The sequence below is a fragment of the Streptomyces hilarionis genome, assembly GCF_024539675.1.
GTDB classification, from domain to species: domain Bacteria; phylum Actinomycetota; class Actinomycetes; order Streptomycetales; family Streptomycetaceae; genus Streptomyces; species Streptomyces hilarionis.
Genome location: NZ_JAHHIT010000545.1, coordinates 1 through 353, shown reverse-complemented (window position 1 = coordinate 353; position 353 = coordinate 1). Strand labels below are relative to the sequence as shown.

At 49.0% G+C, this 353-nt stretch carries 1 protein-coding gene; it reads right to left on the bottom strand.

What is annotated here, in order from left to right; all coding sequences use genetic code 11:
* A partial coding sequence (locus tag KMS84_RS39460) for a hypothetical protein (protein ID WP_256921474.1) occupies positions 1-353 on the bottom strand: 353 nt, incomplete at both ends.

Here is a 353-nt window from a genome sequence, read left to right as displayed (position 1 = left end):
TCCTGTGACAGTCGTTTGCGCTTCGCGTCACTAATATTTTTTCGAATGTCTTTTGCTTCAAGTGCCCTCGCCAGCCCAGTACAGTACTCGGCCGCCAACTTATGGTGTTCCAGCAGGCTCGTTGAGCGATGAGTATTGATCCATGCAATGATGGCATTTCTGTACAGGTTTGATTTTGCTCGAACCCAAACGAATTGTTGGCCCCTTAAGAGCTCGCAACCCTCCTTGCTCCCAATCGTTATGAGCGCTTGAGTTTTTGACAGGCCCGGAATAGGGCAGATCTCTTGTTTTTTTGTATCCGCCCACGCCAGTAGTTCCTTCTGTGACTTGAACGCTGCTGGTAAGGCTCTAAA